Raw genomic sequence first — 26016 nt, 5'->3', positions numbered from 1 at the left:
CGGCCCCCGGCGGCGCGAGCGGGGGATCAGCCCAGCCGTGCGTCGGCGTACCGCACCATCGCGTCGCGCTGGTAGGCGGCGAGCCCGTCGGCGATCTTGTCGAAGTTCGCCCGGAACCTCGGATCGTCGACATAGGTCTGGCCCAGCCCCTTGTACGCGACCGCGTTCGGCGTCCAGAAGCGGCAGACGCTCCGGTAGTGCGCCTCCATCTCGGCCTGTACGGCGGGGTCGTCGACCGGGGCGCCCGCCACCATGAACTCGGCGAGGCGGATCATCTGTGCCGTCGCCTCGCGCTGCCACCGCTCCTGGTCCTCGGCGGTCATCGACTCGGCGGCCCGCCGGGACTGCTCCCAGTGCTCGGGCCAGCGCTCGCGCGCCTCCGCCTCGATCTCGGCCTCGATCTCGGGGTCGGACGCCCCGAACCCCTCGAAGAGGTTCTCCGGCCTGTTGATCCTCGTCATGTTGTCGTCCTTCTCCTCCTCCAGTTCGGCGATGGTCCGGCCCACGGTGCGGGCCAGTGTCTCCAGCCGGTCCCGCTCCTCCAGGAGCCGCCGCTGGTGCTCGCGCAGTGCGGTCACCCGGTCGACCTGGCTGTCCAGGACCGCCCGGATCTCGCGCAGGCCCAGGTCCAGTTCGCGCATCAGCAGGATCTGCTGGAGCCGCAGAAGGTCGGCGTCCTCGTAGTAGCGGTGCCCGTTGCCGGAGATGCCCGCGGGGGGCAGCAGGCCGATCTCGTCGTAGTGCCGCAGTGTCCGGGAGGTCACCCCGGACATCCGGGCCACCTCCGCGATCGACCAGGCCATGGTCCCGCCTCTCATCGCCGGGCCGGTGTTTCCGGCCACCTGACGACCGTAGAAGTTGACGCAGCGGAAACCGCAAGCCGACCGGCCCGGCGGGCCGTGGGTACCTCAGCCGAACCAGCGGGCCAGCGCCTCCTGGAGCGGGGTGCCGTCGGTGTCGGTCCAGGCGAGGTATCCGTCGGGGCGGACCAGCAGGGCACCGGCGCCGTCCAGGTCCTCCTCGGTCTTCGCCATGATGTGCTCGACGCGGTCGGCACGCTTGCCGACCGGCCTCGGCCGGCCGTCCAGGGAGAGCAGCAGCCCCCGGCCCGAGCGCATCAGCCGGCTCGCCCGGGTCGGGCCGTCCTCGGTGGTCAGCTCCACGTCGATCAGCCGGGGCCCGACGCCCGGGTAGCTGAGGTCCAGGCCGGACATCATGCCCGAGACATAGTGGTTGGTGTCGGGCAGCCGCAGCAGCTCGGTCACCAGCTCGCGGACCGCGCCGAGGTCCTCGTCCCCTCCCACGTTCATGATCGCGTTCTGGGCGCGGGTGTGGCGCAGCACGCGCGCGGCGACCGGGTGCCGCTCTTCGTGGTAGCTGTCGAGCAGACCGGCGGGGGCCCAGCCCCGGATCGTGCCGGCGAGCTTCCAGCCCAGGTTGACCGCGTCCTGGATGCCCAGGTTGACGCCCTGGCCGCCGATCGGCATGTGGATGTGCGCCGCGTCCCCGGCGAAGAACACCCGGCCCTCCCGGTACCGCGTGACCTGGCGTGCGGCGTCGCCGAAGCGGGAGGCCGCGCGCAGCTCGCCCAGTTCCGTGTCCGGTCCGTACACGGCGTGCAGCGCTTCGCGGACCTCGTCGGGGGAGACCGGCGCCGAGTGGTCCGGGACCTCCCCGGAGACCCTGCCGAACAGCATCCGGTAGAGGTCCGGTCCGATGGGGTGCAGGATCGAGTGGAAGCCGCCCGCCACGCGCGTGTACTGGCTGAAGTGCCCTTCCTCCGTGGGGACTTCGGCGGACATGGAGGTGAGGGTGAGGTCCGCCGCCACGGCGGACATCCGGCGCTCCTGGCCGGGGAAGGGGACGTTCATGAGCCGGCGGACCGTGCTGTGCCCGCCGTCGCACGCCACGAGGTGGCCGCCCCGGACCGACCCGGTGGCGGAGGCGTCGTCGACCGCGCGCCACTCGGCGGTGACCCCCTCGGAATCCTGCGCGACCGCCGTCACCTCCCGGCCGCGGAGCACGGGCACACCCCGCTCGCCGAGGAGCCGTTCGAGACGGGCCTCCAGGCGGGCCTGGGAGACCTTCACGGGGCACCGGTAGCGGGTGCGCCAGCTGCCGCAGTCCAGCTCGACGGGCAGGGTGGCGAAGTGTCCGCCGCTCGCGCTCTCGGACGGCTCCCGGGCGAGCAGCGGTTCCAGCAGTCCGCGCAGGTCGAGCACTTCGGCGGTGCGCGGCTGGAGCGAGCCCGCGCGGGACTGGGGGCTGGGGGCGGGCCGCCTCTCCAGGACGACGACCGGGACTTCGGCCAGCGTCAGTTCGTACGCCAGCATCAGGCCGGTCGGGCCCGCGCCCACCACGATGACTTCACTCCGCACGACGACCTCCGAAAAGAAGAACTGGGTGCAATTCTGCACTCAGTCTACCACGAGGTAGACTGAGTGCATGAATCAGCGCATGGGCCTGCGGGAACTCAAGAAGGAACGCACCCGCGAGACGATCGCGGAGACGGCGGTCCGGCTCTTCCTCGACAAGGGCTTCGACCAGGTCTCGATCACCGAGATCGCGGAGGTGGCGGAGGTTTCCCGGCGGACCCTCTTCGCGTACTTCCCGACGAAGGAGGACCTCGTCCTCCAGCGGTTCGCCGACCACGAGAGCGAGGCGGCCCGGATCGTGCGCGCCCGTCCGGCCGGTCAGGCTCCGCTGGAGGCGCTGCGGGCGGCTCTGCTCGACGCCCTGGCGCGCCGCGAGCCGAACACGGGGCTGTGCGACGACCCCGAGGTCATGGCGTTCTTGCGCATGATCCTCGAAACGGAGAGCCTGGCGGCGAGGATGACCCGGTACACGGCGCGCGGCAGCGACGCGCTGGCCGGGGCGCTGCGCGAGGCTGGCCTCGATCCGCTGGACGCGCGCCTCGTGGCCGCCCAGGTCATCGTGGTGCAGCGGGAGCTGTCGCTCGTCAACCAGGAGTGCCTGGCGGACGGCACAACGGCCGACGACCAGTACCCGCTCGCGGTACGCGCGGCCGAGCGGGCGTACGACCTGCTGTGCGAGGGGCCGGGGCGGCAGGGCTGACCCGGCCCGGCGGCGCCCTCCGGCCGCGCCGGGCGGCCCGGCGGCTCAGTGGCTCAGCGGATTGCGCGGAGTCGTGTGCGGCCCCGGGTAGTCGGGGTCGTCGTCGGCGTGGGGCAGCGGCCGGTGCCCTTCGGACCAGTCGTTGGTCCACCCGCACACACCGCAGGCGTAGCGCCCGTCGAGCCCGGCGACCAGGGTGCCGCACTTGCGGCACTCGGCGTAGGTGATCTCCGGCTGGAACACGGGCGCGGGCGAGGGCAGTGGGTCGAGCTCCGGCGGCCAGGCATCCATGCGGGTCAGGGTAGTGGGGAGGCGGCGTCCGGGGCGGATCCGGCCTCCGGGCCGGCCGCCGACGCGCCGGGGGCCGGGCCCGGCACGCCCCAGGTCGCCATCTGCTCCTGGAACTTCGGGCATCGGACGATGTCCTGCTCGCCGCAGAGCAGGGCGTGGTTCAAGAGCTGGTGGGCGTGTTCGAGGTCGACCATGCGCTGCTCGATCTCGGCGACCTTGGCGCGGATCATCGTCTGTCTGCGCGTCTGCTCCTGCTGGAACTCTCTGATCTCGACCAGCGTCAGCCCCGCCTGCTGGCATTTACGGAGGATCACGATCCGCCCGGCTGCCTCCGGGGGATAGCGCCGCTGCCCGCTCTGGCGCTCCGGCGCGGGCAGCAGCCCGTGGCGCTCCCAGTAGCGGATGGCCGACGCCGGCACTCCGGTGATCTCGGCGAGCCGCCCGATCGTCATCCGTGCGCCGGTGTCCCCGCCCGCGCTCACCCCGGTGCCCATGCCCGTGCCTGTGCCCGTATTCATGTCCATGTCCGATTCCATGCCCATCCCCCCGTTCCGCCGGAACCTCGTTCACCCGGGCATTTGACTTGAACCTTAGTTCAAGTTGAAGAGTGGTCCGCATACGGACGGCGGCCGATCGGCGGTCGCCGCCGGCGCACTTCGGAGGCACCGGTATGACAGACGCACAGCTGGTCGGCGAGCGGGCCGGGCAAGTCGTCCAAGCGGCCGAGACGTTGTTCGCGGCGGGGGTCATGTCCCGTTCCGGGCACGCCAACCTGAGCGCAAGGACCGGCCGCGGCCGCTTCCTGCTGACCCCCGGATTCGTCCGCGGGCTGCGGCCGGAGGAGCTCGCGACGGTCGGCTTCGACGGGCAGGTCCTGGACGGTACGCTCCAGTCCGTGAGCGCCGAGATCATCGCCATGCACAGCGTGATCTACCGCGCCCGGCCCCGGGTGGGCGCGGTGATCCACACCCACTCGCCCTCGGCGACGGCGTTCGCCGTGGCCCATCGGCCGCTGCCGTGCCGGACCGAGCCGATGCTGCGGTTCGGGCAGGCCGAAGACGTTCCGGTGGTGCCCTGGGGGCCGCGCGGCTCCGACGTGTCGGTGCGCGGGGTGGCCGACGCGCTGGAGCGGTGCCCGACGACCTCCGCCGTCCTGCTCGCCAACCACGGCCTGCTGGTGTTCGGCCCCGACTCCGCCGCCACCGCCCACCTCGTGGTGGCCATCGAGGAGAGCGCCGAGGCCGAGCTGGCCGCCGCGGCGATCGGCGGGGCCGTCGACTTCCCCGAAGGCGCCGTGGAGGCGGTGCGCGCGTCGATCGCGCGGGTGGCGTCATGACGTACGAGGACGACCCGGCCGCGCGTGCCGAGGCCGTGCGCGAGCGCTACCGCGCCACCCTCGGGGAGGTGCCCGGCGGTGTGGAGGACCGGCTCGGTCTGGCCCAGGAGTTCGGCCGGCTGCCCACCGAGGAGGCGCTCACGGCGCTGCGCCACATCGTGCTGACCGACAACCCGCTGGGGGCGCGGGTGCAGCAGCTCGTCCACTTCGGACAACTGCTGGCCCTGGGCCGGGCCGACCCCGCCCGGGTGCACGCCCGGGGCGCCCTGCACGCGGGCGCGAGCATCACCGATCTGCTCGGTGTCGCCGAGACCGCCCTGATCACGGCGGGTGTGCCCGCGTACGCGCTCGGCACGGAAATCATCACCGAACTCCTCTGAGGGCCGTCCAGTGCCGTCTGGGGGGGGGGAGGCCCTCCAACCCCCGCTCCGGCGTCCGGCACGCGCGCTCGCCGAGGGTGGCTCGGTGGATTCGGGAAAAAACCTCGGACCGACTCGCAACCTCCCCCCGTGCCGTACGTCTGGTGGGTTGAAGGCGCCCTTCAGCCGTTGTTCCAGACCGTGTTCTTGACACACCTCGGGAGAGTCCCATGTCCTTGCACACCCAGCGGATCCACCGTGCCCGTCCCCGGGTCCTGGGCGCCGTCACCGGTGTCGCGCTGCTGCTGGGCGGCGGTTTCGCCGCCCAGGCCGTCGCCGACTCCGGCGGTACGGCGGCGCCCGCCGCGCCCAAGGTGACCACCACCGGCGACCCGGCCCCGCGGGCCGGTTCGGACTCCGGCGCCACCTCGAAGGCGCCCGGCGCCTCCGGTCCGGCGAAGGTCGTCGGGGCGGGCGGCTCCGGCGCCGGGGCGGGCCCGGCCGAGGCCGCGCCCCGGGTGATCCGGCCGGGCGGCGGGGCCGAGAAGTAGCGGGAGCCGCACCGGAGTAGCACCACCACGGGGTGGGCCGCCGTACGCGACGGCCCACCCCCACCGTCTTGGATCGAGGCCCATGCAGTACGCCATCTCCGCAGTGCCGGCGCCACCCTGGTGGTCCCGGCTGCTCTCCCGTGTCTCCCGCGCGCTTCCCGCCGAGCCCGCAACCCGTGCCGGATCCGCGCCGGGGCGCGGACGTCTTCTCCGGGCGGTCTCCGCGCCGTACGACGAGGAACCCCCGCCCACGGTGACCGAGCTCTACCGGGCACGGCGGCTCGACATGGTCCGGCTCGCGCTGTTCCTGGTGGACGACCCGCACACCGCCGAGGACGTCGTCCAGGACGCGTTCGCCGCGCTCTGCCGCAGACACGGCACCGCGCTGGAGGGGTTGCGGGACCCCGGTGCGTATCTGCACACCGCCGTCGTGAACGCGGCCCGCTCCGTACTGCGCCGCCGCCGCACCGCACGCGCCTACACCCCTCCGCACCCCGGTTACGGGCCGCCGGTCGACGAGGGGTTGCTGCTCGCCGAGGAACACCGCCAAGTGTTGGACGCATTAGCACAATTGACGCACCGTCAACGAGAAGTCCTCGTCCTGCGCTACTGGTCCGAACTCACCGAGGCGCAGATAGCGCAGACACTGGGCCTCTCGCGCGGCACCGTGAAGTCCACCGCGAGCCGGGCCCTGGACGTCCTGGAGAAGAAGCTGGGGGCGGCCCGATGAAGCCGTACTCCGAAGAGGGCCGGGCGGCGACCGAGGACCGGCTGCGCGCCGCGCTCGCCGCCCGCGCCGCACTCGTCACCCACCACGACCTGCGCCCCGCCGAACCGCCGCAGGGGCGCGACTGGGGTGCGCGGCGGGTGCGGCGGATCGCCTTCACCGCGCTCGCGGTGGCCGCCGCCGTGGTGGCGGTGTGTCTGCTCGTACGGCCCGGTGGCGCGCCGGGGCCGGTGCCGCCCGCCCACCGCCCCGGCGTCGAGGAGCCCCCGGCTCCGCCCCGGCCGGTCGACCCGTCCGGGACGGATCCACGGGTGGTCGTCCGGCCGTAGCCGGGCCGTGCGGCACCGTGAAGCCCACCGCGAGCGCGGCACGGGGGTCGGTACTCGTCGACGAGGGGGTGCCGCTCCGGTGGGTGCCGAGGGGTCGGTTCATGTGTCGTCCGTACGCGCTGAGGGGTCCGGCGCGAACGCCGGACCCCTCACCCCCGTTGCGTGCGGCTGTCCGCCGCCGATCAGTACCAGTAGTGATCGGCATAGGTGCCGCACGGCCATTGGATGACCTTCATGCCCTGGTCCCGGCTGGCGCCGGGGATGGCGAGGCACTGTCCGCTCTTGCCGTTGGCGATGTGCGTGACGCCCGCCCGGTCGGACGCGAACGCCCAGTAGTGGTCGGCATAGGTGCCGCAGGGCCACTGGATGACCTGGGTGCCCTGGTCCGTGCTGCCGCCGGGCACGGCCAGGCACTGCCCGCTCTTGCCGTTGACGACGTGGTACCAGTACCAGCCGCCGGACGTGAACTGGTACTGCACGGACCAGTAGTGGTCGGCCCAGCCGCCGCACTGCCACTGGATGAGTCCGGTGCCCTTGTCCGTGCTGCCGCCCGGTACGGCCAGGCACTGCCCGCTGTTGTTGTTGGTGATGTGGTCGTAGACGCCGTCGGTCCGCAGGTTCGGTGTCGCGGTGGAACCGGACGCCTTGGACATCAATTTGGCGACGTCGGCCGGGGCCAGCGGCTTCATGCCCTTCAGCGCGTTGAGCGCGGCCGGGGATACCGGAGGGGCGGCCTTGAGCGGGGCGGTGGCCGCCGTGGAGGTCTGTCCCGGTCCGGCGGGCTGCGCCGAGGCCGTTCCCGTGATCGGCACCGTGAGGAGTCCGAGCGCCGCGGCCAGCAGCGCGAGTCTCTTGAGCACGTCGTGGGTTCCTTCCCGACGGAGCAGTGGCCCTGCCCGGGCGAGCCCGATCGAGCGTTCGACCGAGGTGGCGTCGAGTCTGGCGGGCGGGGCTCATGGCCGTATTGTTCGAATACGACATGATCTGGAGGCATGTCATCCGGTTGCCGCTCATATCGACGGGGAGCGAACGCCGGGCCCCGATCGGGCCGCACGCCTCTCTTTGAACGTGTTCAACTCCATGGGCTAGGGTCGTGCCACGCACCGAGGAGGGGCCGATGAAGATAGTGATTCCCGGGGGCACCGGGCAGGTGGGCACGGTCCTCAAGCGCGCGCTGACCGCCGCCGGCCACGAGGTCGTCGTCCTGACCCGGCATCCCAGGGGCGCCGGAGAGGTCCACTGGGACGGCCGGACCCCCGGCCCCTGGACCGCGGAGATCGACGGCAGCGACGTCGTGGTCAACCTCGCGGGCCGCAGCGTCAGCTGCCGCTACACGCCGGAGAACCTGCGGGCCATGATGGACTCGCGCGTCGACTCCGCCCGGGTCGTGGGAGAGGCCGTCGCGGGGGCCGCCGCCCCGCCCCGGGTCTGGTTGCAGATGAGCACCGCGACCCTCTACGCCCACCGCTTCGACGCGGCCAACGACGAGGCGAACGGCGTGATCGGCGGCGGCGAGCCCGGCGTACCCGACTACTGGGCCTACAGCGTCGACATCGCCAGGAACTGGGAGCGGGAGCAGGAGCGCGCGGCCACCCCGCACACCCGCAAGGTCGCACTGCGCTCGGCGATGGTGATGAGCCCCGACGCGGGCGGCGTCCTCGACGTCCTGTCGTGGCTCGTACGGCACGGCCTCGGCGGTCCGGTCGCGGGCGGCGCGCAGTACGTCTCCTGGATCCACGACCGGGACTTCGTGCGCGCGGTCGAGTTCCTGGTGCGGCGCGACGACATCGCCGGACCCGTCAACCTCGCCGCCCCCGGCCCGCTGCCGCAGCGCGCCTTCATGCGCGCGCTGCGGGCGGCCTGGGGCGCCCCGGTGGGACTGCCCGCGACCAAGTGGATGGCCGAACTCGGCGCGCTCGCCCTGCGTTCGGACACCGAACTGCTGCTGAAGAGCCGCCGTGTGGTGCCGGGCCGACTCCTGGAAGCGGGCTTCTCCTTCGAGCACGACCAGTGGGCGGGGGCCGCCACCGACCTGGTGCGGCGCGTACGCGCCGAACGCGGAAGCCCCCGGGTGCGCGACCTGCCGTTCCGTACCGGCTGATCGCGAGGCGGTGGCGCGGACGGCGGTGCGGCCGGGTCAGCCGTCGTGCCGACTCAGGGCGGTCCTCAGCAGTCCGGTGAACGCGTGCGCGTCGAAGAGGACGGCGTTGGCGTCGACCGGGACGCGGTAGCCGTCGATCTCGGCGGTCGGCGTCCCGGGGCCCTGGCCCCGCTCGGTGCCCCGGGCCTCGTACGCCCGCTCCGAAGCGGCGACGAAGTCCCGGTACCTCATGGTCCGCACGGCCGCGTCGAACGCGGGGCCGCGCAGTCCCGGCACCTTGGCGGCGAGGTCGAGCAGCCGCGCGGTGGTGAAGCCGTCCGTCGACTCCTGCGGCTGATTGCCGTACAGCACCTCGTGGTACTCCGTGAACTTCCCGGCGTCCAGCGCGGCCCGCAGGGCGTTGACCGCCCGCTTCGAGCCGCCACCGCCGAGCCGGTCGTCCAGGAACGACGCCAACGTGTACTGGGTGCGCACGGTCCGCCGCACGACCGCGTCCCGCAGCACCGGGCCGCCGCCACCGGTGCCCTCGAACTCCTCGCACACCGGGCACCGGGGATCCTCGAGCAGTGCGACCGTCACCGGTGCCCGCGGATCTCCCACGACGATCGTCGTTCCGTCCGCCGCGAGCCGCTCGGGCACCGCCGCCACGCTCGCGTACGCCGTCAGCCCCGGCCGCCGGGCCGCGGAGCCGGACTCCCCGCCCGTCCCGCCGCCGCAACCGGCCAGCAGCACGGCCGCGGCACCCACCCAGACGAGCAACGCGCTCCGTCCGACCGACCCCACACCCACGAACCCCTCCCGGTCCCGCGCCCGACGCCCCGCCCGGACACCCCCGCCGACCGGCGGACCGGCCGCGGTGCGGGGGAGTCGTCGTCAGTACTCTCCCAGGCGTGCGGGGAGCGCGCGGCCGTCCTCGCGGAAGTGGCCGAGGGAGGGGCGGGGCGCGTCAGCCCGTGTGCTCCGCCCCGGTCCCGCGGGCCGCGCGCCACTCGCGCACGACCTCGTCCACGTCGATCCGCTTCCGCCCCAACGGCGGTCCCGGCGGCGGGCGCAGCAGTGCGGCCTGGATCTTGTCGTTGAGCGGTTCGAGCAGTGCGCGGACGGCCCGTTCGGAGCGCAGCCGCCCCACCGAGGCCAGGGCGTCCTCGATCTCCTTGCGGAGCGCGAGAGCGGGCGGCAGCATGCCGGTCACACCCTCACGGGCCATCTTCTGGCGTATCCACCACATCTCGTCGTAGGGCGCCTCCGCGTCCTCCAGCGGTTTGCCGAAACCGGCCAACTCGGCGAACTCGCCGCGCTCCTGCGCCTCGCGGATCTGCTTGTCCACCCACGACTCGAAGCTCACCCCCGGGGGTTTGCGTTCGGTCACCGGATCACCCCTTCACGTCACGAACGGAGAAAGCGGCACACCTTCCACCCTAATCACCCGCGCCCGTCCACCCGCTGCCCGGCCGGGAGCGGGAGGGGGCGAGGGTGTGTCAGGCGGGTGCCTCCCCGCCCTCGCGGATCTCGCGCAGCGATGTCTCCATCAGCTCCTTCGCCCGGGTGAACCAGTCCGCCAGTACGGCGATCTCGTCGGGCGAGTAGTCGCCCAGCAGGGTGCCCAGACGTTCGTAGAACGGCCCGTAGACCGCGAGGACGCGGGCCCGGGCGGACTCGTCCATGACCACCCGGACCCGGCGCCGGTCGCTCGGATCGGCCTGGCGGCGCGCGTAGTTCGCCTTCTCCAGCCGGTTGAGCACACCGGTGACGCCGCCGGTGGTCAGCCGGGCCCGCTCGGCGAGTTCGCCCGCGGTCAGGGCCTCGCCCGCAAGCGCCGCCTCGACCAGGAATCCCAGGCAGACGAGGTCGGTCGGATTGAGTCCGAGCCGCGAGGCGACGTCCTGCTGTCCGATGTGCGCCAGCGCGATCATGCGGTCCATCGCCGCCAGCGCCTGCTCGGGAGCCGCCGCCGGGCGCGCCTTGCCTTCCACCGAAATTCCCCTTACGATCTAAGATACTTAGCAAGTAAGACATTCTAGTGCGCGGCACGGCTGTTCACCACTGTCCACTCGCTCGCCTCGTCATCCCGTGCCGGCCACCCGCGTCCCCGACAAGACCCGCCGGACGGGCCCTGGCATCCCGCCGGTCCGACCGACCCGGCCCGATGCGCTGGTACTTCAGGGAGAAGACATGGGATCACACCACTCGGGAGCACACGGCGACCACGACATGGGGCACACCGTCGCGGGATGGACCGGCACCGCGCTCGCCGTCGGCAGCGCCCTGGTCACCGGCGCGGCGCTCGTCGCGGGCTCCCCGGTCGGGCTGTGGGTGGGGCTGGCCGACCTGGTGCTCGCCGTACTCATCACCTGGGCGCTGCATCTGCTGGGGTGGGGCAAGGCGTCCGGTCCGCGCCCGGCCGGGCTCCGGGACTGGCGGGTGCGTGACGTCCCGGCCCGCCGGGGGCACGCGGGCTGTGTCGGCTGCCGCATCGCGGGCCGCCGTGGCCCCCGCCCGGTCACACCGGCCCCCGCACCCGTGGAAGCCGCTGCACCGGAGCCCGAGTCCTGCCCGACCCTGATTGACGCAGCGTCAAGTAACAAGGGGTGAAGGAGAGATGGCTCCGCGTCGGGCTATCCGAGGATCAGCGGGAGCTTCGACGTGAGCGGGCCCAGCGCGGCCTTCTCGGCCTCGGTGGGGGCCCGCCGTCCGGTGCCCACCAGCAGGGCGTCCGCGTCGCCGAACGCGGCGGGGAACTCCGCCCCCGCGATCCGCTCCAGCATCGCGCGGGAGCGGGCCAGCCCCGGCGCGGGCGGCTGGGCGGCGTTCGGGAGGTGTGCGACCAGGTCGAGGTGGTGCAGCGTCCACTCCAGTACGTACGCCGTCAGGTAGTCGCCCGTGGTGAGCACCTGGTCGCGGGTGCCCACCAGACCTTCCTGGTCCGAGAGTCGAGCGGCACGGCCCGCTGCCGAGCCCACGTCGTCCAGATGGAACTTGAGCAGCCACGGCTGCTCGTACGCCGCGGCCAGCCGGACGGTGAGCGCGTCGAGGGGGTCGTCCCCGGTCGGCGGCTTCTCGGCGGGCTCCCAGTAGGTCACCGCGTCCCGGGTGGGCGGGCCGTCGGCGGGGGTGGCCAGGGTGATCAGGACGTCCTGGGCGTCGATGACCAGGTGGCACACCAGATCCCGGACCAGCCAGCCGGTGCAGCCGGACGGCCGGGCGAAGTCCTCGTCGGAGAGCTCGGCGACCGAGGCGAGCAGCGCTGTCCACGACTGTGAGAAGAGTTCCACACCGGCACGGTAGTGGGCCGCCTCGGCGGCCCACAAACGCTTTGCCGACCACCCGGGCGCTGGGCCCGACGTCCGCCCGGGGGAAAGAGATCCGTTCGCCCGACGTGCGCCCGGGTGAAGGAAAACCATTCGCCCGATGTCCGCCGGGGGAACGGGAATCGGTCCGCCCGATGTCCGCCGGGGGAACGGGAAGCCTTGACCGGCGGGCCGGTCAAGGCTGAAGTCGGCCATCGCGGGGGATCAAGCGATAGAGGCCGCTTTCCGCCGTCCGGGAGCCTGCGCCGGGCGGCGTGATCCGTCCGCGACCGCTTCCTCGCGCCGCCGCCCCGGCCGCCGGACGGCCGGGGCGGCACGGCCGCGTCGGTGCTCGTCCGCGACGTGGTCCCCGGCGACACACGGACCGCGGTGCCGCGCACCAACACCTCGGCAGTGTGGCCGGATTAGTCGTCTGACAGGTGTTCGGATCCGGCAATACTCGGGACTGGGCAACCCGTCCCAATCCCTATGTCCGGAGGCCGCAGATGCCCCAGACCCACGTTCCCGCCGCCGCTGTGCTCAACGCCTGGCTGTCGGGGTCGGAGAGTGCGTACGGTCAGACCAACCCCGCCGGTCCGCTCTACGTCGGCGGCGCCGCCGCCGAGGCGGCGCTCACCGACCCCAGCGACTCCCTCTACGGCTTCTGTTCCAGCCCGAGTGGGTCGCGCGGCAGCTGGTGCTGCTGATCACCGGCAGCACCGCGAGAACCGTCCGTGGAGCACCCTGCCGGAGAGTGCCCTCTCCGGGTCCCGTCCATTGAGCGTTCGCCGGGCCGACCGTTCCCCCCGAGGCGTGAGCCTGCCGGGAGGGGCGGTACGCGCGGTGCGACGTCCGGCGGACGGGCAGTGCGAGACGGGCGGGTGGGGGACCGTTCGCCGCGCCCACCGCTCTTGGGCCGGCCGCGCGGTTCCCCACACCTTTGGGGCGCCAGAACGGCGTGAAACGTGCGACGACATGGGGAGAGTGGACGGGTGGACGTTCCGGCGCCGTCGAAGGGGGGCGAGGCGGAGTGGTTCGCCCGGCCCGTACGCACCATCGCCCGCCCCTGGCGGGAGGAGCTGGCCCGGCGGCTGGCCGCCGTGGACCAGCTGTCGGACAAGGAGCGGGACGTGGTGCTCGACGCGGGCCACGAAGCACTGCTCAGGTCCCTGCACGCCAAGCTGTCCCGCCTGTTCCTGATCGAACTGCACGCGCTGCGCCTGACGGCGGGCGGTGAGTCCCCGGAGAGCAGGGCCAGGGCGGAGAGCGAGATCTGGACCGACTTCGTCGAACGGGCCGCACAGGACGGCTATCTGGACCAACTGGCCGAGCGGTACCCGACCTTGGCGCGGCGCGTCGACGCGGTGGCGCAGCTGTCGGTGGCCGCGACGGCCGGATTCGCCCAGCGGCTCGCCGCCGACCGCGAACCGCTGGGGTCACTGCTCGGCGGATCCGTGGGGGAGCTCAGCGCCGTCGAGTTCGGGGCGGGCGACACCCACCGCGGGGGCCTGACCGTCAGCCGCGTCGACTTCGGCGGCGCCGGCGTGATGTACAAACCCCGCCCGTCACAGGCGGACGTGGCGCTCGGCGCGCTGCTGGACGAGCTGTTCGCGGACTTCCCCGGTGCCCCGGCGCCGCACGAGAGGATCCGGGTGCCGCGCACGCTGGTGCGCGACGGCTACGGCTGGTCCGAGTTCGTCCACCACCGCTACTGCGCGGACGACGCCGAACTCGCCGCGTTCTACCGGGGCGTGGGGCACTGGCTGGCCGTCCTGCGCTTCACCGGCGGCACCGACATGCACGCCGAGAACATGATCGCCGCGGGTCCGGTGCCGGTGATCGTGGACGCCGAGACCCTCTTCGACGCCCCCGCGCCCTTCCCGCCCAGCGGCCGGGGCGACGCGGTGGACGTGGCCGCGGCGGCGATCCGCCGCACCGTGCTGCGCACCGGACTGCTGCCGGTGCGCGGTACGGGCTTCGCGCTCGGCGGCGTGGACATCTCCGGCATCGGGGCGCTGCCCGGGCAGCAGCCGCTGATCCCCCACCCCGTGATCGCGGACGGCGGCACCGCGGCGGCCCGGTTCCAGGTGGACCTGGTGGCCATGCCCTCGGCGGGCAACCACCCCAGCCCCGCCCCGGTGCTGAGCACCTACTGGGACCGCGTCCTGGCGGGCTTCCGGGAGATGACCGCGCATCTGCGCCGCCCCGGCGTCGATCCGTACGGGCTGCTGCGGCGCTTCGAAGGCGCGCAGGCCAGACGGATCCTGCGCCCGACCCAGGCGTACGTCGACATCGGCCGCATGCTGTGGCACCCGGCCTCGCTGCACGACGAACCGGCGGCCGTCGAGCGGGCCCGGGACATCCTGCGGCGCAACGCCGAGGTGCTGCCCGGCGCGCCGACCGACCGCGAGGCCATCGACGGCGAGATCGCCGACCTGCTGGCCGGTGACGTCCCGATGTTCACCTTCACCGTGGGCGCGGACGACGTGCGCACCACCATCGAGGACTGGCGCACCGCCGATCTGCCGCAGGAGGAGTCGGTCATCCAGGACGCGCTGGTCGGCGCGTACCTCAACGAGCGCTCGCTGCCCTCGCGCGTACAGGCGGGTGCCGTCGCCCCGCACGCACGCGACCGCGAGCGCCGCCGCCGCGAGCTCGCCGCGCAGATGGTGCGGCGGCTGTGCGACGGGGCGGTGCGCGGCGCGGACGGCACGGTCACTTGGATCAGCCCGGTCTTCACCCCGGCGGGCTGGTCCATCAGGGTGCTGCCCGCCGACCTCTACACCGGGCAGGGCGGGGTGGCGCTGACGCTGGCGGAGTACGGGGCGGAGGTGCGGGCCGGACGGGCGGACGAAGTGCCCGGCGTCACCGAGACGTTCGAGGGCGCGCTGCGGGTGCTGGTGGGCACCGAGGACCTGACGCCGACGCCGTCCGCCGGGGCGTTCAGCGGCGCCGCCTCGCAGGTGTGGACGTGGCTGGCGCTGCACCGGGTGCTCGGCGAGGAGTGGCTGCTGGAGCGGGCCGCCGCGCGGGCCCTGCTGCTCACCGAGGGGCCGCTGGTCGACGACGACGTGGAGGTGGACCTCCTGAACGGGGCGGCCGGCGCGATCGTGCCGCTGCTCGGCCTGGCCGCGGCGACCGGGCAGGACCGCTGGCTCGCCGCCGCCGCGCGCGTCGGGCGCAGGCTGTCCGGGCTGGCCACCGTCGACGCGAGCGGTGCGCGCTGGACGACCCGGCTCAACCCGGAGGGCATCGGCGGCTTCGCGCACGGCGCCACCGGCATCGGCTGGGCGCTGACGCGGCTCGCCCTGAGCGGGGCGGGATCCCCGGCGGAACGGCACGGCTGGAACCACCTCGCCGACCGGGCCTTCGCCTACCAGGAGTCGCTCTACCGGCCCGAGCAGGGCAACTGGCTCGATGTGCGCGTCGGCGCCGAGGAGGACTTCTTCACCAGCTGGTGCCACGGCAGCGCGGGCATCGGGATCGGCATGCTCGACCTGCACCGGCGGACCGGCATGGACACCCATCTGGACATGGCCCGCCGCGCCGCCCGGGCCTGCGCGGCGGAGGGGTTCGGCTGGAGCCACACCCTGTGCCACGGAGATCTGGGGCTGTGGGAGTTCCTCACCGCCATCGGTTTCGGTGACGCCGACGCGCACGACGGGGAAATCCTCTCCGGGCTCGAACAGCGCGGCCCGGTCGGGGGATTGGCGCGCGAGGCGTTCTCGCCAAGTCTGATGTCCGGGCTTTCCGGGGTCCTGCACACGCTTTTGCGGATGCATCCCGCCGCCGCACTGCCCAATCCCCTTCTCCTCGACTGACCGCAGGAGTACGGCGATTCGGCCACCGGACTGCCCGCCCGGGCAGCCGAAGGACTTAAGTCCCTAGGCTGCCAGGGGAACAGGGGATTGCATGGCGTATCACGCGTCGCCTTCCGCACGCCGTGCCGCAGAAAGGCCCCGAATCCCCATGTCCCAGATATCCGGCGTCTCCCGGCGGAGCCTGCTGGCTCTCGCCCCCGTGGCCGGGGTGGCCGCCACCGTCCCGGTCGCGCTCGCCGCGGCTCCCCCCGCGCAGGCCGCACCACCGAAGAAGGGCGCGGCCCGTACCCTTCAGGAGATCACCGACGCCTGGGGCGGCTGGCTGGCCCGTGAGCGCCATCCGTCGTCCCGGGGCTGCCGGTTCACCGCATCGACGGATTACGGAAAGCAGAGCTTCCTCGCCGATTACCACCGCCATCAAGTACGGACCAAGTATTCCGGCATCGCCTACGACCCGAGCGCGCCCTCACCGATTCCCGGGCAGGTCTCCTCGGTCACCACGAACTACCGCAACAGCACGTCCGTCGAGCAGAGCGTCACGTACAAGCAGAGCCGCACGACCGAGCAGGACCTGCGGATCTCGGTGACGGAGTCGCTGAAGATCGGCGTCACCATGGAGGTGTCGGCGGAGATTCCGGCGGTCGCCAAGGTGAGCGAGACGACCTCCATCGAAGTCGGCCTTTCCGCCACACAGGAATTCGCCCACAAGGAGACGCAGACCTGGAGCGTGGACCTGCCGCTGCGCATTCCGGCCAAGTCCGCGGTGGAGGCGTCCTTGGTGGTGGGGACGCAGCGGTACGACATCGACTGGACGGCCACGGTGTCGATGACGGGGATGGTGGCCGTCTGGTTCAACGAGAAGGTCGACCTCAACGGCGGCTCCGACCTGCACTGGCTGTGGTTCGTGCCCATCCAGGACGTCTTCCGCGACTGCCGGGACCACCGGATCGTGGACACCACCGGGTACGAGATCACGGCGGACGCGGCGGTGAACGCGTTCGCGACCGGCACGTTCAGCGGTGGACAGGGCGTCGCGCTGACCATCAACACCGTACAGAAGCCGCTGGACGGTCGTGCGGCCCAGCCGCTCACCATCCCGGTCACCCCGGACGGCAGGCGGGCGGCGGCCGTTCCGGGCCGCTGACCCCTCCACCGATCCGTCCACCGACCCGTCCGACGGCGGCCGGTGGGGCCGGGTGGGGTGCTGGCCGGGGCGCGTGAGGGATCGCGCGCCCCGGCCCGTGCGCCTACGGCAGGAAGTACATCGGGTTCGGGATCTTGTACGTCTTGTCGGCGTGGCCGCCCGAGAGGTCGGTGTACTGGTCGCCGAGGTTGGCGACGATGCGGTAGCCGAGGTCCTCGATGTGCTTGCGGGTGCCCGCCTTGTAGTCGACGGTGGAGCACGTCCAGGTGGGCTTGGCGCAGCTCAGGTAGGCCGGGGGGTTGACCTTGTCCTTGAGGAAGAAGTGCGCGGTGTCGACCGGGACGCCGTAGCCCGCCCTGGTGAGGTTCAGGGCGCTGGCGTCGCGCTGCGAGGCGTCGCGGCCGGTGAGGAAGAAGACCGTGACGCCCTTCTTGGCCGCGTAGTTGACCAGGTCGGGCATGCCGAACACGGCGATGGACCGCGCGCTCTGCACATACGCGTTGAAGGCGGTCGCGTTGTACGCGAAGCCGTTCTTCTTCTCGTAGTCGTAGGTGAGCAGCGTCGTGTCGTCGACGTCGAGCACGATCGCGGGCTTGCGGCCGTCCCGCGCGCGGTGCTCGGCGGCGTGCTTGATCTGACGCTTGGCGCGCTCCTCGATGGAGGCGACCTGCTTGGCGTAGTTGCTGGTCGGGGACGCCTGGTAGGCGCCGGTGGAGTCGGGGGCCCCGCCGTAGTAGGCGTTGATCTGGTCCTCGACCTTGGTGATGTTCGGGATCTCCTTGTCGCTCTTCGGCGTGCTGTTCCCGGCGGTGGCCGCGTCGGCGCCGTAGAGGGCGGCGCCGGTGACGGCGAGAGCGGCGACGGTGGCCGCGGTCTTGGTGACGGTACGCATGGGCGCATGTCTACGCGCATCACACAGCCTCCCGCCAGGGGCTTTGGCCAACTCTTTACTGGTCGGTAGCTAAAGAGTGAGCAGGGCCCTGGGGGAGGCGGCGGACAGCGGGGGACCGGGAGGTGCTCACACCCCGCTGAGCGAGAGCTTCGCGGCGAAACCGAGGAAGAGGACGCCCGCGGCCGAGGTGGCCCCCGCCGACAGCCGCTTGCGGCGCCGGAAGGCGGCGGCGAGCCGGGTGCCGCTGAATATCAGCGTGGACAGATACAGGAAGCTCGCCAGGTGGAGCAGGGTGCCGAGCACCAGGAAGGAGAGCGCCGGGTAGGCGTACCCCGGGTCCACGAACTGCACGAAGAACGAGACCAGGAAGAGGATGGCCTTGGGATTGAAGAGGCTCAGCGTCAGGGCGCGCCGGTACGGCCGCTCCACGGCGGCCTCCGCCTCGGGGCCCTCGGAGGCGGACTCGGCGGCCGAGTGACGGCCGCGCCACATCTGGCGCGCCTGGCGCAGCATGCCGATCGCCATCCAGCAGAGGTATCCGGCGCCCGCGTACTTGACGACGGCGAACAGCAGCGGCGTCGTCTGCAGCAGCGAGGCCGCCCCCAGCGCGGAGAGCGTCATCAGCACGGTGTCCCCGGTCCACACGCCCGCCGCCGCGACGTACCCCGCCCGCACACCGCGGCGCGCCGCGACGGAGAGCACGTACAGCGAGTTGGGCCCCGGCGCCAGAATGATCAGCACCAGGCCCATGAGATAAGTCGGAAGATCGGTTACACCCAGCATGTCGGCGAGTGTCGCACACGGGTGTGACACCGGATCCGGGTGTTTCACGATGTGACCCGGGCGGGCCCGGCGGGTGGTCGGGGGGAAGGGCCACAGCGGGGCCCGGCAGGGTTGCGAGAGCGGCGGGGCCCGGCCGGTTCCCGGGGCCACAGAGCCCCGGCCCCTCACCTACAGCGGCGGGACCAGCTTGAAGTACCGGTCCAGGAGCGCCGCGTCGCCCCGGACCTCCAGGCCGTCGGCGGGGATGCGGTGCCACAGGAACAGCATCAGCTCCGACGCCGTGGCCGTCAGCTCCACCAGACAGCAGCCGGTGCCCTCGTTGAGGAGGACCTCCTCCGGGTCCGTCTGCACGACCCAGACGCGGAAGCCGTCCGACTGCCTGAACCGCATCCGTTCGCCCTCGCCGGGCGGTGTCGGCCGCTGGGCGCGCCGGGCGGGCGCCATGACCTCGAACGAATGGGTGACGGCGTCGGCGGCCAGCAGCCGGTCGACCGGCCCGGCGGTGCCGAGGGCGTTCTCCGCGTCCCAGCGGTGCACGGCCGCCTCGATGGCCTGCATCCGCAGCCAGAAGCCGACCGACTGCTCCGGCGCCCAGGACCACACCCGCTCGGCCGGATCGCACGAGGCGAACAGCTCCGCGAGCGTGTCGGCGCCCTCCCGGAACCAGTCGAGGAGGTCCGGCGGGAGCGGGGCGCGGTGGGGCGCCCGGTCCGGGTCCGGCCAGCCCCCGTAGTCCGCGGGGAGGCGGAGGAAGGAGAAGTCGGCCTCGTCCGGACGCTGCCGCAGCCGCTCGCCGATCACCCGGATCACATAGCGGTGTACCGCACCGAGGTGGAACACCAGGTCCGCCATCGACCAGCCGGGGCACGACGGCACCAGCGGCGCCCCGTCGGCCCCGGCCTCCCGCGACGCCCTGCGGGCCGCCGCCTCGAACGCCTCGGCCTCGCGGCGGAAGTGCGCGATGTAGTCCATGGCGCCATGCTGTTGCGCCCGTACCCGAGGACGCAACAGCGCGGCCGGACTTCCCGGCGGGCCGTTGTCAGTGGTGGCGGATATCGTCCGTTCCCAAGATCCGGTGTTCGGGATCCGCACACGATCCGTACAGGGGAGTCCTGCCATGAGCGGCAACGACGGTGGTACGTACGAGGGGTTCACGGCCGAGGAGCGGGCCGCGATGAAGGACCACGCGAAGGAGCTGAAGACGGCCTCGCGGCGCCGCTCACGGGCGGACAAGGAGGCGGAGGCGGCGCAGGAGGTGCTGGCGAAGATCGCCGAGCTGTCCGACGCCGACCGGGCCAGGGCCGAGCGCGTCCACGCCGTGATCACCGCCAGCGCCCCGGGCCTCGCCCCCAGGCTCTGGTACGGGATGCCCGCCTACGCGCTGGACGGCAAGGTCGTCTGCTTCTTCCAGAGCGCCGAGAAGTTCAAGACCCGTTACGCCACGCTCGGCTTCAGCGACCTGGCCGCCCTCGACGACGGCGCCATGTGGGCGACCGCCTTCGCGCTCACCGACGTCACCGCCGAGGTCGAGGCGCGGATCGCCGCTCTGGTGAAGCAGGCGGTGGGCTGACGGGCCCGCGCGGGGCACGTCGGGCAGGGCATGGCGGGCCGGGCACCTCGGGTCGGCGCCGTCGCCGGGTGAGGGCGCGCCGGGCGGTCGAGTCAGTGCCTGTCCCTCCTCGTCTGGTCCATGCCGACGACCTCGAAGTACGCGTGGTCGGTGGCGGTGTCCTCCAGACAGCCGCGCAGGCGCATCCGGTCGTGGTCGGTGAGGGCCGGCCGCACGACGCCCGCGTACAGCCGGTCGCCGAGGGCGCCGAGCGCGGCGTCCGTCAGCGGGGCCGAGGTGGAGTGGCGGCAGCGGTCCCAGATCTCGTGGGCCAGCAGCGCCTCGTAGTCCGGGCCGGACGCGCCCCGGGTGGCGAGGCGGACGACCACCGAGGTCGCGACGGTGTCCGGGGCGCGGTCCTCGGGGCGGGTCTCGGTCAGTTCGCCGAGACCCAGGACGAGCGCGGCCAGCGCGGTCGTTCCGGCGACGAACGAGGTGACCCGGTGGCGGGTGCGGCGCGGGTCCCGGCCGCCCGGCGGCAGGTCGTCCAGGTCGGCGCCGAGCGGCGGTGCGGCGAGCACCGCGAGACGGCCGGCGGTGCGGCGGTCGGCGGCGGGGCGGACCGTGCTCTGCGCGATCTTCTGCACGACCCGGGCGAGCCCCGAGAGCACGGCGCCCGCCGCCATCAGGACCGGCACGAACACATGGGTCCGCTCCACCCGGACGTCGTCCAGCCAGCGGAACCGGGTGGCGGGATCGTCCTGTTCGCGCAGTCCCTCCAGCCGGGCCAGGACGTCGGCGTGGCGCCGGTCGCTCTCGCCGATGCGCTCTTCGATGCGGCTGAGGCGGCCGAGCAGGACCAGGCCGAGCAGCAGGATCTCGGCGACGAGCAGCAGGACGCCGCACATGATCGCGCGTTGCCACTGCCAGCGGTAGAGGTAGATGACGACGTACGAGCCCGCGCCGAGCCCGGCCGCGCCCGCGAAGAGGGGTGCCAGCCGCTTCACCGGTCGGCCGCCTCTCGCGTCCGCGCGTCCGGCCGTATGTCGCCGCTCGTCCCGTCGACGGCCAGGCGCGTGCCGGGAGCGAACCGCTCTACGGCGTCGGTGGCGCCGACCACGGCCGGCAGGCCGAACTCACGCGCCAGGATGGCCAGATGGGAGAGGGGGCTGCCGGTCTGCGCGACCAGGGCCGTCAGCCGCGGCAGCAGCGGGGCGAGCGCCGGGTCGAGGGTGCGCACGACCAGGACGGCGTCCTCGGGAGGTTCGCCCCGGCCGTCCCAGGCGGTCCCGGCGGCCCGGCCGCCGGAGACTCCCCGGGCGGGGGCTTCGCTGCCCCGGGCGCGCTCGGCGACGACCACCGTGTCGTCGGCCAGACGGAACGCGTCGGGCAAGGGCGGTCCGTCGGGGCGGGGGCGGCGCCGTCCCACGTCCGCCGGAAGCGGGCCGCCCTCCAGCGAGGCCAGCATCTCCGGCCAGCGCAGCTGGGCGACGGTGTCGAGCGACAGGGCGAGACGGTGTGCCGCCTCCTCGACGAGCCGCGTCTGCAACTGGTGGACCCAGCGGACGCGCAGCCGCAAGGACTCGCGGGGAGGCAGGGCGACGTGGCCGGATTCCTCCCTCGTACTCCTGCCGTCCGGACTCGGGCCGCCGCCCGGTCCGGGACCGGTGCCCGGCGACGGCGGTGGCAGGACGAGCGGACGCGTCAGGCTCGGCGGGGTGAGTGCCAGGACCACCGGTGCGTCCGCGACGATCTCGGCGTCCGTGCGGGCGCGGGCGCGCCCGGCGGCCAGTGCGGTCAGTGCCGCGCTCGCCGCCGTGCGGGTGCCGGTCTCCCGCAGGAGCGCGCCCGCCAGGGCCTCCTGGGCGTGCAGGGCGGCCAGTGCGGCGCGGGTCCAGCGCAGCAGGTCGCTCAGTTCGGACCGGGAGAGCGCGTCCGGTGCCGGGGTCCCGGCCAGGCGGCGGTCGATGTCAGCCGTCAGGTCCAGGGCGAGGTCCGGCAGCGCCCGGGTCAGCCGTCCGGTACGCCAGGCGGCACCGAGCCGGCGGGCGCCCGGCAGCGGGTTGAGCCGGGCCAGCAGGCGGTGGCGCGGCGGGGTCACGCCGAGGAGCCGCAGGTCGGCGGCGGCACGCCCGGCGACCGTGGTGACCACGGGGTGGGTGCGCAGCAGTCGGCGCGGTGCGCTGCCGCCGATGTCGAGCGCGTCGCGGAGCCCCCGGGCCATCGGCGCCACCCACAGGTCCTCCTCCAGCGGCTGGAGCGTGCCCGGGAGGGTTTCGGCGACGGGGCCGGGGCCGAGCAGGCGCGCGCCCCGTGCGGGCCGCGCGGTCATGGCCGTGATCGGGCGGGCCTGGAAGAGCCAGAGGCGTCCCGTCGCGTCGAAGCCGAACTCCATGTCCTGCGGCCCGCCGAAGACCTTCTCCGTACGCCGGGCGAGCCGGGCCAGCCGGCGCAGCTCGGCGCGGGTCAGCAGCCGTTCGTCGCCGCTCTGCCGGGGCCCGGACCGCAGGGGCCGGCCCGCGCGGGTCAAGTGGTAGCCGGTGCCGTCCTGTTCGCCGCTGACCAGGGTGTCGGGACCACCGCGCACGGCGCTGACCAGCATCCGGTCGAGCCGGCCCTCGACGGGGTCGGCGCCGAAGAGCACACCGCCCACCCGGGCGTCGAGCATGGGCTGGACGAGGACGGCCATGGCGGCGCGGGTGCCGTCGGGGCGCTGCGCGGAGTCGAGCACCGTACGGACGGCGGCGCGGAAGGAGGTCCAGTCGCGCACATCGAGGACGGAGGCGAACTGGCCCGCCAGGGACGACTCCTGGGTGTCCTCCTGGGGTGAGGAGGAGCGTACGACCAGGGGCTCCGCGCCGTCGCGCGAGAGCTCGCGCCAGGCGTGCCGCAGGGCGTACGCGTCCTCCGCGCCGCCGTGCGGGATGACGAAGCCGGGCAGCACCGGCAGCCCGGCGCCCGCCGCGCGGGCCAGGTTCGCGGCCTTGGACCCCGTGGACAGCGGCAGCCGGGCCTCCGGACGGTCCAGCGCGACGGTGGTCGGTGGGACGGTGGCCGGTGTGACGGTGGACGACGCGGTGGTTGCCGCCGTGACGTGCGGCGTCGTCGCGTCGGCCGGTGAGGGGAACACCGCCCGCTCCGCGCCGGGTTCACCGCCGTACGCCCGGCCCCCTCCGTCGCCTCTCCTCATCGGGCGCTACCCGGCGCGAGCGCCCACGGACGCGTCCGTGGGGTGGCGGGGGATCCCGGTGACAGCGGCGGTGCGGTCCACGACAGTGCGAGCATGTCTCTCCCCCTCGGCCCCGAATCCGGGATTCGACCGAGCCTTCGCCTCGGTGCTGTGCCTTGTCTGCGGAGCGGAGGCCGGACGTCTGGATCGGGCGCCCGACCGGGCGCCCACCCCTGTGGCCGGACGGGGTGTCCCCCCGTGCGGGACACCTGGTCACACGGCCACCGAACCCCGCGGGACCGGCCCCGCTCCTCGGTTGTTCATGTCAGTTTCCGCTTGAGTCTGCCTTGTTCCGCGCAGGACGTGACGGATCGGCAGTGCGGATCAAGCCATGTGGGCGAGAGCGCCCCGGACCGCGGGGAGCGGTGTCCGGGGCGCTCTTCTCGATGCCGGTCCGCGTCGGCCGACCGTTTGCGCGAACCGGCCCGGCGGGTGTCGCCCTACGCGAACTTGCCCGGTGGGTGGCCGCGTTACGCGAACTGGCCCGGCTGGTAGTCGCCCGCGGGCATGCGGACCATCACGTTCACGCGGTTGAAGGCGTTGATGAGCGCGATGGCGGCCACCAGGGCGCCGAGCTGGTCCTCGTCGTAGTGCTTGGCGGCGTTCGCCCACACCTCGTCCGTGACGCCGACGGAGGCGTCGGCGAGGCGGGTGCCCTGCTCCGCGAGCTCCAGGGCGGCGCGCTCGGCCTCGGTGAACACCGTGGCCTCGCGCCAGGCCGCGACCAGGTTGAGGCGCGTCTGGGTCTCCCCGGCGTGCAGGGCGTCCTTGGTGTGCATGTCGGTGCAGAAACCGCAGCCGTTGATCTGGCTGGCGCGGAGCTTCACCAGCTCCTGGGTCGCGTGCGGCAGCGTCGATTCGGCGAGCACGTTGCCCGCGGCCACGAGGTGCTTGGCGACCTTGGCCGCGACGGGGTTGGCGAAGAGGTTGAGGCGGGCGTCCATCACGTACTCCTTGTTGCCGTGTTTCGCTGTCACCTTTACGACAATCGGCAACGGCTTCTCGTGACACCCTGCGGTGTGACCTGCGTCTCAGGGGGCGAAGGGGTGTGATGGCGCCGGTAAATGACGGTGTGTCAGGTAGTGAGGGGTCGCGAAGCCGGTCAGCGTGCGGGGTCAGCGCCCCTGGGCCCGGTACGAGCGGGGCGCCGCCGACCTGTTGGCGGCATACGCGGAGTCGTCGGTGGCGTACGTCGACTCGTCGGTGTGATGGGTCGAGGGGCCCGGCTTCGGCTCGTCGTCCGGGTCCGGCGCCGATTCGACGGCCTTGCGCCGGCGGGGCAGTTCGGCGCCGCGCACCGCGCGGGACGACAGGGCGATGAGCGCGCCGACACCGCCGAGGGCGCCGCAGCCGACGAAGACCGGGGCGGCGCCCCAGGCCCCGATGGCGGCGCCGACCAGCGGATAGCTGAGGGGTGCCAGGCCCACCATCGTCAGCATGACGACGGAGGTGACCCGGCCGAGGTAGGCCGGAGCCGCCGCCGTCTGGATGAGTGTGGCGTTGAGGCTGCCGAATACTCCCGCGCTGAGCCCGATGCCCGCGGCCAGCACCGCCGCGAGCCACAGCGCCGGGACCAGCGCGATCGCGGCTGCTCCCGTGCACCCCGCCAGCAGCGTTCCGACCATCAGCAGCCCCGCCCGGGGCAGCCAGCCCGCGACGGCGAGCAGGGTGGCGCTGGCCGCCGCCCCGGTGCCGAAACAGCCGACGATCCAGCCGTAGCCGGACGGCCCCCAGCCGCGCTCGGCGTTGAGGAGCACCATGCCGACGTTGAGCGTGCCGGTCAGTCCGAGCTCGACGATGGCACCGGTGACCACCAGCGGCCCGATGAGGCGATGGCGGCGGATGTAGCGCAGCCCGTCGAGCAGGTCCGCGCCCGCCGAGCCCGATGCGGCGCGGTCGTCGCCGTGCGGGGCGAGCGGCCGTAGACGTACGGACAGCAGGAGCGGCAGGGACAGGGCGAAGAGCGTGCCCGCGACGGCGAAGGTGGCCGGGACGCCGCCGAGCCCCATGGCCAGACCGCCGATCGGCGGACCCGCGATCTGGCTCAGGCGCATCGACAGGGAACGCATACCGGTGACGCGGGCGAGCTGGTCGGCGGGGGTGATCCGGGGCGGAAGGGCCCCGACGGCGGGGACGAAGACCGAGTCCACCGCGCCGAAGACCAGCGCCACCGAGACCAGGATCCACAGGGCCGGTGCGGTCACGGCGAGGGCGGCGGCCACCGAGAGGATGAGGAGGCAGCGCAACGCGTCGCTGCCCAGGACTATGCGGCGGGGGTCGAACCGGTCGGCCACCACGCCCCCGAAGAGCATCAGCAGTGCCCGGGGCAGCGCTCCCGCGGCCATGACGAGCCCGACCTCGGTGGGACCGGCGGCCCGCTGGGCGGACCAGCCGAGGGCGACGAAGTACACGCTGTCACCGACGAGGGAGGCGGTGTACGCGGCGAGCCAGCGCAGGACGTTGCCGTCGCGGTGGGCGGACGGGGCGGCGTTTTCGGGCAGCACGGTTTCCACGCTGGTCATGAGGGGGCTCCAGAAGAGGG

Annotated in this window: 28 protein-coding genes; 12 read left to right on the top strand and 16 right to left on the bottom strand. The window is 73.3% G+C overall.

Annotation, left to right across the window (positions count from 1 at the left end):
• Window positions 1–26 precede the first annotated feature (26 nt).
• Together AB5J87_RS02935 and AB5J87_RS02930 are read right to left on the bottom strand one after the other, a co-directional pair.
• Window positions 27–803, bottom strand: a complete 777-nt coding sequence (locus AB5J87_RS02935; protein WP_369383338.1) for a MerR family transcriptional regulator — start codon at window positions 801–803, stop codon at window positions 27–29.
• Between the two features lie 105 nt (window positions 804–908).
• A complete protein-coding gene (locus AB5J87_RS02930) occupies window positions 909–2378 on the bottom strand; it encodes an FAD-dependent monooxygenase (protein WP_369373567.1) in 1470 nt (489 codons plus the stop codon).
• 67 nt (window positions 2379–2445) lie between these two features.
• Between AB5J87_RS02930 and AB5J87_RS02925 the strand changes: the two genes are divergently transcribed.
• On the top strand, window positions 2446–3075 hold the full coding sequence (locus AB5J87_RS02925) for a TetR/AcrR family transcriptional regulator (RefSeq protein ID WP_369373565.1): 630 nt from the start codon (window positions 2446–2448) through the stop codon (window positions 3073–3075).
• A gap of 45 nt (window positions 3076–3120) precedes the next feature.
• Here the strand turns inward: AB5J87_RS02925 and AB5J87_RS02920 are convergent, their stop codons facing one another.
• Entirely contained in the window at window positions 3121–3366 is a 246-nt protein-coding gene (locus AB5J87_RS02920; protein ID WP_369373563.1) for a hypothetical protein, read from the bottom strand.
• A gap of 5 nt (window positions 3367–3371) precedes the next feature.
• A complete protein-coding gene (locus AB5J87_RS02915; protein WP_369373561.1) occupies window positions 3372–3890 on the bottom strand; it encodes a MerR family transcriptional regulator in 519 nt (172 codons plus the stop codon).
• 146 nt (window positions 3891–4036) lie between these two features.
• Between AB5J87_RS02915 and AB5J87_RS02910 the strand changes: the two genes are divergently transcribed.
• From AB5J87_RS02910 to AB5J87_RS02890, 5 genes are all read left to right on the top strand, one after another.
• Window positions 4037–4702 carry a class II aldolase/adducin family protein gene (locus AB5J87_RS02910; RefSeq protein ID WP_369373559.1) on the top strand — a complete coding sequence of 222 codons (666 nt, stop codon included), beginning with the start codon at window positions 4037–4039 and terminating at the stop codon, window positions 4700–4702.
• Window positions 4699–5082 (top strand): carboxymuconolactone decarboxylase family protein, encoded by a 384-nt coding sequence (locus AB5J87_RS02905; protein ID WP_369373557.1) that lies wholly within the window; start codon window positions 4699–4701, stop codon window positions 5080–5082. Before AB5J87_RS02910 ends, AB5J87_RS02905 begins: the two co-directional genes overlap by 4 nt.
• 209 nt (window positions 5083–5291) lie before the next feature.
• On the top strand, window positions 5292–5612 hold the full coding sequence (locus AB5J87_RS02900; RefSeq protein ID WP_369373555.1) for a hypothetical protein: 321 nt from the start codon (window positions 5292–5294) through the stop codon (window positions 5610–5612).
• A gap of 82 nt (window positions 5613–5694) precedes the next feature.
• On the top strand, window positions 5695–6342 hold the full coding sequence (locus tag AB5J87_RS02895) for an RNA polymerase sigma factor (RefSeq protein ID WP_369373553.1): 648 nt from the start codon (window positions 5695–5697) through the stop codon (window positions 6340–6342).
• Complete coding sequence (locus tag AB5J87_RS02890) at window positions 6339–6668, top strand: hypothetical protein (RefSeq protein WP_369373551.1); 330 nt, start codon at window positions 6339–6341, stop codon at window positions 6666–6668. The genes AB5J87_RS02895 and AB5J87_RS02890 overlap by 4 nt, the downstream gene beginning before the upstream one ends.
• A 182-nt stretch (window positions 6669–6850) precedes the next feature.
• On the opposite strand, the gene AB5J87_RS02885 is transcribed toward AB5J87_RS02890, so the two are convergent.
• Window positions 6851–7528, bottom strand: a complete 678-nt coding sequence (locus AB5J87_RS02885; protein WP_369373549.1) for an RICIN domain-containing protein — start codon at window positions 7526–7528, stop codon at window positions 6851–6853.
• A 257-nt stretch (window positions 7529–7785) separates the two neighbouring features.
• Here AB5J87_RS02885 and AB5J87_RS02880 point away from each other — a divergent pair, with 257 nt between their 5' ends.
• Entirely contained in the window at window positions 7786–8769 is a 984-nt protein-coding gene (locus AB5J87_RS02880) for a TIGR01777 family oxidoreductase (protein WP_369373547.1), read from the top strand.
• A gap of 36 nt (window positions 8770–8805) precedes the next feature.
• Here AB5J87_RS02880 and AB5J87_RS02875 read toward each other — a convergent pair whose 3' ends face one another.
• The 3 genes from AB5J87_RS02875 to AB5J87_RS02865 form a co-directional block, all read right to left on the bottom strand.
• Entirely contained in the window at window positions 8806–9558 is a 753-nt protein-coding gene (locus tag AB5J87_RS02875) for a DsbA family protein (RefSeq protein WP_369373545.1), read from the bottom strand.
• Window positions 9559–9715: 157 nt separating this feature from the next.
• Entirely contained in the window at window positions 9716–10138 is a 423-nt protein-coding gene (locus tag AB5J87_RS02870) for a DUF1992 domain-containing protein (RefSeq protein ID WP_369373543.1), read from the bottom strand.
• Between the two features lie 109 nt (window positions 10139–10247).
• Entirely contained in the window at window positions 10248–10742 is a 495-nt protein-coding gene (locus AB5J87_RS02865) for a MarR family winged helix-turn-helix transcriptional regulator (protein ID WP_369373541.1), read from the bottom strand.
• A gap of 199 nt (window positions 10743–10941) precedes the next feature.
• Here AB5J87_RS02865 and AB5J87_RS02860 point away from each other — a divergent pair, with 199 nt between their 5' ends.
• Window positions 10942–11361 carry an HGxxPAAW family protein gene (locus AB5J87_RS02860; protein WP_369373539.1) on the top strand — a complete coding sequence of 140 codons (420 nt, stop codon included), beginning with the start codon at window positions 10942–10944 and terminating at the stop codon, window positions 11359–11361.
• A gap of 23 nt (window positions 11362–11384) precedes the next feature.
• Here AB5J87_RS02860 and AB5J87_RS02855 read toward each other — a convergent pair whose 3' ends face one another.
• Entirely contained in the window at window positions 11385–12041 is a 657-nt protein-coding gene (locus AB5J87_RS02855; protein WP_369373537.1) for a maleylpyruvate isomerase N-terminal domain-containing protein, read from the bottom strand.
• Between the two features lie 521 nt (window positions 12042–12562).
• On the opposite strand from AB5J87_RS02855, the gene AB5J87_RS02850 reads away from it, so the two are divergent.
• From AB5J87_RS02850 to AB5J87_RS02840, 3 genes are all read left to right on the top strand, one after another.
• A complete protein-coding gene (locus AB5J87_RS02850) occupies window positions 12563–12763 on the top strand; it encodes a DUF6229 family protein (RefSeq protein WP_369373535.1) in 201 nt (66 codons plus the stop codon).
• 285 nt (window positions 12764–13048) lie between these two features.
• Entirely contained in the window at window positions 13049–15877 is a 2829-nt protein-coding gene (locus AB5J87_RS02845) for a type 2 lanthipeptide synthetase LanM family protein (RefSeq protein WP_369373533.1), read from the top strand.
• 148 nt (window positions 15878–16025) lie between these two features.
• A complete protein-coding gene (locus tag AB5J87_RS02840; RefSeq protein ID WP_369373531.1) occupies window positions 16026–17021 on the top strand; it encodes a cytotoxin leucocidin in 996 nt (331 codons plus the stop codon).
• 103 nt (window positions 17022–17124) lie between these two features.
• Here AB5J87_RS02840 and AB5J87_RS02835 read toward each other — a convergent pair whose 3' ends face one another.
• From AB5J87_RS02835 to AB5J87_RS02825, 3 genes are all read right to left on the bottom strand, one after another.
• Entirely contained in the window at window positions 17125–17913 is a 789-nt protein-coding gene (locus AB5J87_RS02835; RefSeq protein ID WP_369373529.1) for an HAD family acid phosphatase, read from the bottom strand.
• A 126-nt stretch (window positions 17914–18039) separates the two neighbouring features.
• Window positions 18040–18696, bottom strand: coding sequence for a leucine efflux protein LeuE (leuE, locus tag AB5J87_RS02830; protein ID WP_369373527.1), 657 nt, complete (start codon window positions 18694–18696; stop codon window positions 18040–18042).
• 168 nt (window positions 18697–18864) lie between these two features.
• Window positions 18865–19668, bottom strand: a complete 804-nt coding sequence (locus AB5J87_RS02825; protein ID WP_369373525.1) for a maleylpyruvate isomerase family mycothiol-dependent enzyme — start codon at window positions 19666–19668, stop codon at window positions 18865–18867.
• Window positions 19669–19813: 145 nt separating this feature from the next.
• Here AB5J87_RS02825 and AB5J87_RS02820 point away from each other — a divergent pair, with 145 nt between their 5' ends.
• A complete protein-coding gene (locus AB5J87_RS02820; protein WP_369373523.1) occupies window positions 19814–20266 on the top strand; it encodes an iron chaperone in 453 nt (150 codons plus the stop codon).
• A 92-nt stretch (window positions 20267–20358) separates the two neighbouring features.
• Here AB5J87_RS02820 and AB5J87_RS02815 read toward each other — a convergent pair whose 3' ends face one another.
• From AB5J87_RS02815 to AB5J87_RS02800, 4 genes are all read right to left on the bottom strand, one after another.
• Window positions 20359–21252, bottom strand: a complete 894-nt coding sequence (locus AB5J87_RS02815; RefSeq protein ID WP_369373521.1) for an anti-sigma factor — start codon at window positions 21250–21252, stop codon at window positions 20359–20361.
• On the bottom strand, window positions 21249–23435 hold the full coding sequence (locus tag AB5J87_RS02810; RefSeq protein WP_369373519.1) for a PEP/pyruvate-binding domain-containing protein: 2187 nt from the start codon (window positions 23433–23435) through the stop codon (window positions 21249–21251). The genes AB5J87_RS02815 and AB5J87_RS02810 overlap by 4 nt, the downstream gene beginning before the upstream one ends.
• 509 nt (window positions 23436–23944) lie before the next feature.
• The gene (locus AB5J87_RS02805; protein WP_369383337.1) at window positions 23945–24418 is read right to left on the bottom strand and encodes a carboxymuconolactone decarboxylase family protein; all 474 of its coding nucleotides are present in this window, start codon (window positions 24416–24418) and stop codon (window positions 23945–23947) included.
• A 171-nt stretch (window positions 24419–24589) separates the two neighbouring features.
• Window positions 24590–25996 carry an MFS transporter gene (locus AB5J87_RS02800; protein WP_369373517.1) on the bottom strand — a complete coding sequence of 469 codons (1407 nt, stop codon included), beginning with the start codon at window positions 25994–25996 and terminating at the stop codon, window positions 24590–24592.
• Between the last annotated feature and the right edge of the window lie 20 nt (window positions 25997–26016).

Source organism: Streptomyces sp. cg36 (assembly GCF_041080675.1).
GTDB lineage: Bacteria > Actinomycetota > Actinomycetes > Streptomycetales > Streptomycetaceae > Streptomyces.
This window is presented reverse-complemented; position numbering and strand designations above follow the sequence as displayed.

Bases quoted from the DNA above. Each gene is read 5' to 3' on its own strand.
- AB5J87_RS02935 (WP_369383338.1), bottom strand. From the start codon at position 803: ATGGCCTGGTCGATCGCGGAGGTGGCCCGGATGTCCGGGGTGACCTCC.
- AB5J87_RS02925 (WP_369373565.1), top strand. From the start codon at position 2,446: ATGAATCAGCGCATGGGCCTGCGGGAACTCAAGAAGGAACGCACCCGC.
- AB5J87_RS02920 (WP_369373563.1), bottom strand. From the start codon at position 3,366: ATGGATGCCTGGCCGCCGGAGCTCGACCCACTGCCCTCGCCCGCGCCC.
- AB5J87_RS02915 (WP_369373561.1), bottom strand. From the start codon at position 3,890: ATGGACATGAATACGGGCACAGGCACGGGCATGGGCACCGGGGTGAGC.
- AB5J87_RS02910 (WP_369373559.1), top strand. From the start codon at position 4,037: ATGACAGACGCACAGCTGGTCGGCGAGCGGGCCGGGCAAGTCGTCCAA.
- AB5J87_RS02905 (WP_369373557.1), top strand. From the start codon at position 4,699: ATGACGTACGAGGACGACCCGGCCGCGCGTGCCGAGGCCGTGCGCGAG.
- AB5J87_RS02900 (WP_369373555.1), top strand. From the start codon at position 5,292: ATGTCCTTGCACACCCAGCGGATCCACCGTGCCCGTCCCCGGGTCCTG.
- AB5J87_RS02895 (WP_369373553.1), top strand. From the start codon at position 5,695: ATGCAGTACGCCATCTCCGCAGTGCCGGCGCCACCCTGGTGGTCCCGG.
- AB5J87_RS02890 (WP_369373551.1), top strand. From the start codon at position 6,339: ATGAAGCCGTACTCCGAAGAGGGCCGGGCGGCGACCGAGGACCGGCTG.
- AB5J87_RS02880 (WP_369373547.1), top strand. From the start codon at position 7,786: ATGAAGATAGTGATTCCCGGGGGCACCGGGCAGGTGGGCACGGTCCTC.
- AB5J87_RS02860 (WP_369373539.1), top strand. From the start codon at position 10,942: ATGGGATCACACCACTCGGGAGCACACGGCGACCACGACATGGGGCAC.
- AB5J87_RS02850 (WP_369373535.1), top strand. From the start codon at position 12,563: ATGCCCCAGACCCACGTTCCCGCCGCCGCTGTGCTCAACGCCTGGCTG.
- AB5J87_RS02840 (WP_369373531.1), top strand. From the start codon at position 16,026: ATGTCCCAGATATCCGGCGTCTCCCGGCGGAGCCTGCTGGCTCTCGCC.
- AB5J87_RS02835 (WP_369373529.1), bottom strand. From the start codon at position 17,913: ATGCGTACCGTCACCAAGACCGCGGCCACCGTCGCCGCTCTCGCCGTC.
- leuE (WP_369373527.1), bottom strand. From the start codon at position 18,696: ATGCTGGGTGTAACCGATCTTCCGACTTATCTCATGGGCCTGGTGCTG.
- AB5J87_RS02825 (WP_369373525.1), bottom strand. From the start codon at position 19,668: ATGGACTACATCGCGCACTTCCGCCGCGAGGCCGAGGCGTTCGAGGCG.
- AB5J87_RS02820 (WP_369373523.1), top strand. From the start codon at position 19,814: ATGAGCGGCAACGACGGTGGTACGTACGAGGGGTTCACGGCCGAGGAG.
- AB5J87_RS02810 (WP_369373519.1), bottom strand. From the start codon at position 23,435: ATGAGGAGAGGCGACGGAGGGGGCCGGGCGTACGGCGGTGAACCCGGC.
- AB5J87_RS02805 (WP_369383337.1), bottom strand. From the start codon at position 24,418: ATGGACGCCCGCCTCAACCTCTTCGCCAACCCCGTCGCGGCCAAGGTC.
- AB5J87_RS02800 (WP_369373517.1), bottom strand. From the start codon at position 25,996: ATGACCAGCGTGGAAACCGTGCTGCCCGAAAACGCCGCCCCGTCCGCC.